6 protein-coding genes are annotated in these 6,131 nt (G+C 70.5%); 3 read left to right on the top strand and 3 right to left on the bottom strand.

Features of this window, described 5'->3' with window-relative positions; all coding sequences use genetic code 11:
* The first annotated feature begins 224 nt into the window (after window positions 1-224).
* The 3 genes from ACFYO2_RS36490 (at window position 225) to ACFYO2_RS36480 (ending at window position 2,926) form a co-directional block, all read left to right on the top strand.
* Window positions 225-521, top strand: a complete 297-nt coding sequence (locus ACFYO2_RS36490; protein ID WP_388358056.1) for a hypothetical protein — start codon at window positions 225-227, stop codon at window positions 519-521.
* A gap of 161 nt (window positions 522-682) precedes the next feature.
* Complete coding sequence (locus ACFYO2_RS36485) at window positions 683-1,705, top strand: phosphotransferase family protein (RefSeq protein WP_388358053.1); 1,023 nt, start codon at window positions 683-685, stop codon at window positions 1,703-1,705.
* A gap of 6 nt (window positions 1,706-1,711) precedes the next feature.
* Window positions 1,712-2,926: an acyl-CoA dehydrogenase family protein gene (locus ACFYO2_RS36480; RefSeq protein ID WP_388358050.1), complete on the top strand. Its 1,215-nt coding sequence runs from the start codon at window positions 1,712-1,714 to the stop codon at window positions 2,924-2,926.
* A 52-nt stretch (window positions 2,927-2,978) separates the two neighbouring features.
* Here ACFYO2_RS36480 and ACFYO2_RS36475 read toward each other — a convergent pair whose 3' ends face one another.
* The 3 genes from ACFYO2_RS36475 to ACFYO2_RS36465 form a co-directional block, all read right to left on the bottom strand.
* Complete coding sequence (locus ACFYO2_RS36475; protein ID WP_388358047.1) at window positions 2,979-3,566, bottom strand: TetR/AcrR family transcriptional regulator; 588 nt, start codon at window positions 3,564-3,566, stop codon at window positions 2,979-2,981.
* Between the two features lie 61 nt (window positions 3,567-3,627).
* Complete coding sequence (locus ACFYO2_RS36470; protein WP_388358044.1) at window positions 3,628-5,289, bottom strand: class I adenylate-forming enzyme family protein; 1,662 nt, start codon at window positions 5,287-5,289, stop codon at window positions 3,628-3,630.
* Window positions 5,286-6,059, bottom strand: a complete 774-nt coding sequence (locus ACFYO2_RS36465) for an SDR family oxidoreductase (protein WP_388358041.1) — start codon at window positions 6,057-6,059, stop codon at window positions 5,286-5,288. Before ACFYO2_RS36465 ends, ACFYO2_RS36470 begins: the two co-directional genes overlap by 4 nt.
* Window positions 6,060-6,131: the final 72 nt, after the last annotated feature.

The raw sequence follows: 6,131 nt of genomic DNA, 5'->3' as shown, positions 1-6,131 counted from the left end.
CCAACTTGACGGTGTTGACGCGCCAACCCTGCGGGCGGACACCCCCCGACACGTCCCCTTGCCGCCGTACGCGCCTGCGGGAGCGCCCACCTTGCTGCGACGCCGGTGGTGGTCGGGCGGCGGGGGTACCCGGACGCCACGCAGGCCGGAATCGTCGGATACGCGGGGTTCGCGTGGCAGCCTGTCCGACGTCATCTCCACCCGCAGCTTCGAAGGTGAGCGCCATGACCACCCTCCACCAGGAACACGCCTCTCATACGCACACGCACGGCCCGGGTTGCGGCCACGCCGAGGTGCCGCACGACGACCACGTCGACTACGCGCACGACGGGCACATGCACCGTGAGCACGGCGGTCACTGGGACGAGTGCGAAACCGCCGGGCATGTCTCGCACGAGGGCCATGACCACCGGCACGGCCAGGACTGCGGGCACGCGAGCGTCCTGCACGGCGACCACGTGGACTATCTCCACGACGGGCATCGGCACGCCGAGCACGAGGGTCACTGGGACGACCACTGAGCCGACCTGGCTGAGAAGTCGCTCCGACAGCTCTCCGGCGCCCTGTTCGGGGGGCTGTCGGCCTATCGTGGCTCCGATCACGTTCCGCTCCACTACTGGACGACATACCGACCGGTCGGCATCATTGGTCCCGTCGTGTTAACCCGTCCGTAGGAGCAACGATGAGCCCCGACCATCCGCCCGGCCTCGATCTCGACCGGCTGCGCGGCCTGCTCGACCGTGAGCGGCCCGGCCTGGTGCACGGCCCCCTGACCGGTCGGCTGATCGAGGGCGGACGGTCGAACCTGACCTACGCGGTCTCCGACGGCGCCTCGAAGTGGGTCGTACGGCGGCCCCCGCTCGGCCATGTCCTGGCCACCGCGCACGACATGAAGCGTGAGCACCGGGTGATCAGCGCGCTGCAGCCGACGAACGTGCCCGTGCCGCGCACCGTGCTGATGTGCGAGGACGATGAGGTGCTGGGAGCGCCGTTCTACGTGATGGAGTTCGTGGACGGCACGCCGTACCGCACGGCCGACCAGCTCGCCCCGCTCGGGCCGGAGCGCACCCGGGGCGCCGTGCTGGCCCTGGTGGACACGCTCGTGGAACTGCACGCGGTGGACCCGGCCGAGGTGGGCCTCGGCGAGTTCGGTCGCCCGGAGGGCTTCCTGGACCGGCAGCTGCGGCGCTGGGGCAAGCAGCTGGACGCCTCCCGCAACCGTGAGCTGGCCGGGATCGACGAGCTGCACGCGGCTCTCGGCCGGCAGCTGCCCCAGTCCCCCGCCCCGGCCGTCGTGCACGGCGACTACCGGCTCGACAACGTCCTGGTCGGCGACGACGACAAGATCAAGGCGATCCTCGACTGGGAGATGTCGACCCTCGGCGACCCGCTCACCGACCTCGGCCTGCTGGTGATGTACAGCATTCCGCTCGGCTCGCCCGACTCCCCCGTGTCCACGACCGCCGAGGCCGCCGGGCACCCGAGCCCCGCCGAGCTGATCGAGCGGTACGCGGCGCGCTCGGGGCGCGACGTCTCCGCGGTCGCCTGGTACACGGCGTTCGCGTGGTTCAAGCTCGCCGTGATCCTGGAGGGCATCCACTACCGCTACACCCTGGGCCAGACGGTCGGCCGGGGCTTCGACCGCATCGGTGACCTGGTCCCCGTCTTCATCGGGCACGGCCTGACCACTCTTCAGGAAGGCTGACAGAACATGGACTTCGCGTTCGACGCACGCACCGAGGAGCTGCGCGCCAAGCTGCTCGCCTTCATGGACGAGCACGTCTACCCGGCCGAGGCGGTCGCGGAGGAGCAGCGCGCCCTGCTCGCCTCGCCGTGGGACACCCCGGCCGTGGTCGAGGAGCTGAAGGCCGAGGCACGCAGGCAGGGCCTGTGGAACCTCTTCCTGCCCGACACCGAGTACGGCGCCGGCCTCACCAACCTCCAGTACGCGCCGCTCGCCGAGATCACCGGCCGCTCCCCGCAGTTGGCGCCCACGGTGACGAACTGCGCGGCTCCGGACACCGGCAACATGGAGGTACTGACCCAGTTCGGCGACGAGCAACAGAAGAAGCAGTGGCTGGAGCCGCTGCTCGCCGGTGAGATCCGCTCGGCATTCGCGATGACCGAGCCGGAGGTGGCCTCCTCGGACGCCACGAACATCACCACGTTGATCGAGCGGGACGGCGACGAGTACGTCGTCACCGGCCGCAAGTGGTACATCTCCGGGGCGATGAGCCCGGACTGCAAGATCTTCATCGTGATGGGCAAGACGGACCCGGACGGGGACGACATCCGCCGTCAGCAGTCGATGGTGCTGGTGCCTCGTGACACCCCCGGGGTGACCGTCGAGCGGGCGATGAAGGTCTTCGGATACGAGGACCACTACCACGGCGGACACGCTGAGGTGATCTTCGACCACGCGCGCGTGCCGGTGTCCAACCTGATCGGCGAGGAGGGCGGCGGCTTCGCCATCGCCCAGGCCCGGCTCGGGCCCGGCCGGATCCACCACTGCATGCGGCTGATCGGCATGGCCGAGCGGGCGATCGAGCTGATGAGCCGACGGGCCGTGTCCCGTACGGCGTTCGGCAAGGCGCTGGCCCAGCAGGGCGTCGTCCACAACTGGATCGCCGACGCGCGGGTCACCGTGGAGCAGCTGCGGCTGCTGGTGCTGAAGACGGCCTGGCTGATGGACACGGTCGGCAACCGGGGCGCGCACGCCGAGATCCAGGCCATCAAGATCGCCACGCCCCGCGCGGTCGTCGACATCATCGACCGGGCCATCCAGCTGCACGGCGCGGGCGGCGTCAGCCAGGATTTCCCGCTGGCCGAGCTCTACGCCGGAGCCCGCACGCTGATGATCGCGGACGGGCCGGACGAGGTGCACCAGCGGTCGCTGGCGCGGCGGGAGCTGAAGAAGTACCTGTGAGCACATGGGCAAGGGGCGATCGCTTTTTTGCGATCGCCCCTTACCCATTCTCTTATGGCCGCAGCGCGCGCAGCAGGAGGTCGGCCAGGTGGTCGGCGACCTCCTGGGGGCTCATGGGGCCGTCGGGGCGGTACCAGGTGGACAGGTGGTGGACCGAGCCGAAGTGGTAGTCCACGACCAGGTCGGCCGGAGTCGCCTTCGAGAACACTCCCGCCTCCTGACCCTCTTCGACGAGCGCGCGGAAGCGTTCGTGGTAGCGCCGGCGCTCGGCGCGTACCTGCTTGTTCTTCTCGGGGCTCAGGTGGTGCATCGAGCGGAAGAAGATCGACGCGTCGTCGAGGTTGTCGATGGTGGTGACGACGACATCGGCCGCCGCCCCCCTGAGGCGCTTCTCGATCGGCTCGTCGGCGTTCGCGAACGCGTCGAGTCTCTCCTGCTGGACGCGCAGCACGCGCGCGTACACCTCGTGCAGGAGATCGTCCTTGGAGCCGAAGTAGTGGTACAGCGCCCCTTTGGTGACGCCGGCCGCCTCGACGATCTCCTGTACCGAGGTGCGGTCGTAGCCCTGCTCCGCGAAGAGCCGGGTGGCGGCGGCCAGCAGCCGCTGGGGTACGGGGGTTCCGTCCGTCGTCCTGGGCACTGGCGCCACCTGCCTTCCGAGTCTTTCTTCTGTTGCTGTGTCTAGCCGCTTGTTGCTGCGTCTAGCCGTTCGGGCGGGAACGCAGTTCCCGCCGGAGGATCTTCCCACTAGCCGTCTTCGGCAAGTCGGGCAGGATCTCCACCTGACGCGGGTATTTGTAGGCGGCCAGTCTCTCCTTGCAGTACGCGGCGAGCGCACCGGGGTCCGTCTCGGCACCGGGACGCAGGCTGATGTACGCCTTGACGGTCTCCCCGCGGTACCCGTCGGGGACGCCGACGACGGCCGCCTCGCGCACCGCCGGATGGGTGTACAGCACGTCCTCGACCTCGCGCGGCCACACCTTGAAGCCGGACGCGTTGATCATGTCCTTCTTGCGGTCGACGACGTACAGCCAGCCCTGTTCGTCCATGAACCCGATGTCCCCGGTGCGCAGCTCGCCGTCCGGGAAGGTCTCGGCGGTGGCCTCGGGGCGCCGCCAGTAGCCGGGGACGACCTGCGGCCCTCGTACGAGGATCTCGCCCTGTTCCCCGAAGGGGACCTCGGCGCCCCGGTCGTCGACGATCCGTACGACCGTGTCGGGGCCGGGCGAGCCCACGGCCAGCGTCCCGGAGACCGGGTCGACGGGCGCCTGAAGGTCCGGCGGTACGGAGGCGCAGGGCGCGGTGCACTCGGTGAGCCCGTAGCCGTTGCGGATGTACGGCCCGAAGCCGGCCCGGAACTTCTCCACCAGGGCGGGCGGCAGGGGGGCGCCGCCCGAGGAGATGTTCACGAAGGACGAGAAGTGGTCCGGGGTGACCGCGGGATGGGCGGCCAGGGCCATGAAGGCGGTCGAGGGGCCGACCGTGTAGTGCGGCCGGTGCTCGGCGAAGGCGTCCAGGACGACTCCCGCGTCGAAGCGGTACGCCAGGACGAGCGTGCCCGCGCTGTTCAGGCACGCGCCGAGCTGGCAGACCATGCCGGTGATGTGGAACAGCGGCGCCATCGCGAAGTAGACGGGCGCCTCGGGCAGCGCCAGGGCGGTCCGCTGCCGCTCGGCGTTGTACATGATGTTGCCGTGCGTGTTGGTGGCGCCCTTGGGGGCGCCACTGGTGCCCGAGGTGTAGCTGATCAGGGCGATGTCGGCGGGGACCGGGTCGCGGTCCCCGGGCGCCTTGTGACCGGCGCGGGCGACGGCCGTCAGGTCGTCGGCGTCCGCTGCCTGCGGGAGCCGCTCGAAGGTCAGCACGCGCGCGTCCTGGCGGGTCTGGAAGTCCAGCTCACAGCCGGTCAGCACGATCCGTACCGGCGAGTCGGCCGCCGTGTCGCGCAGATACGTCTCCCACGCCCGGTCAGAGCAGACCAGCGCCGCCACCTCGCCGTCCCGCAGGACGTGCCCGACCTCCCCCGACTTGTACATCGGGTTGACGGGCACGACGATCGCGCCCGCCTTCCAGGCTCCCAGCAGGGCGAGCACGAAGTGCGGGGAGTTCTGCAGCAGGATCGCCACACGGTCGCCGCGCTCCAGGCCGCGGGCGGCGAGGTGGCCGGCGACAGAGTCGCTCAGCTCGTCGACCTCGCGGTAGGTCAGGCGGCCGTCGAAGTAGGCGAGGAAGGTGCGGTCCGGGGTCTCGGCGACGGCCTGGAGCAGGGCGTGCACCAGCGAGTCTTCGGGGTCGATCGGGGCGCGCTGGGCGTCGTTGAGCAGGCCGAGCCAGGGCTTGGCCGCGTAGCGGGAGCCGGTCACGGGGTCGCCTCCCACTTCTGCTGGAGGTGGTTCATGTTCGTCAGCCAGCGGTCGGGATGCGCGGCCCTGGCCTGGTAGTACCCGGCGACCTCGGGGTGCGGCAGGATCAGGAAGCGGTCCTCCTCGATGCCCTTGAAGAGGGCGTCCGCGACCTCCGCCGGAGCGATCGCGGTCGGCTGGAGCACCAGGTCGCCCGCGCTGCCGGTGGCCGCCAGCATGTCGGTGCGCACGCCCTGCGGACAGATCGCGTGGACCTTCAGACCGCGGTGCCGGTACGTCAGCGACAGCCACTCGGCGAATGCGTACGCGCCGTGCTTGGTGACGCTGTAGGGCGCGGCGCCGATCATGGTGAGCAGTCCGGCGGCGGAGACGGTGGAGACGAAACGGCCGCTGCCGCGCTCCAGCCAGCCCGGGAGCAGTTCGTGGGCCGCACGGACGTGGGCCATGACGTTCACGTCCCAGGACAGCGCCCAGGGCCGCTCGTCGAAGGGCTCGCCGGTGCCCTGGCCCTCGAAGGCGACGCCCGCGTTGGCGCAGTAGACGTCGACCGTGCCGCCGAGCGCCTCACGCGCCTCGGTGACGATCGCCGAGGCGTCGCCCGGCACGGCGATGCCGCCGATCTCCTCGGCGACGGCCTTCGCCCGGTCGGCGTCCAGGTCGTTGACGACGACCCGGGCCCCCTCGGCAGCGAAGCGACGGGCCAGCGCGGCCCCGATGCCGCCCCCCGCTCCGGTGACGACCACTCCCGCATCCTGCACGGCTTCCACCATCGGTCTCCTTCGGCACGACAAGATTCGGCTCTGCCCCCGCAACGGCCAGACTAACCGGTCGGTATGTTGAGA

Source organism: Streptomyces sp. NPDC006602, from assembly GCF_042870385.1.
Classification (GTDB): domain Bacteria; phylum Actinomycetota; class Actinomycetes; order Streptomycetales; family Streptomycetaceae; genus Streptomyces.
The sequence above is the reverse complement of the archived record's forward strand: the minus strand, read 5'-3'. Positions and strand labels throughout refer to the sequence as shown.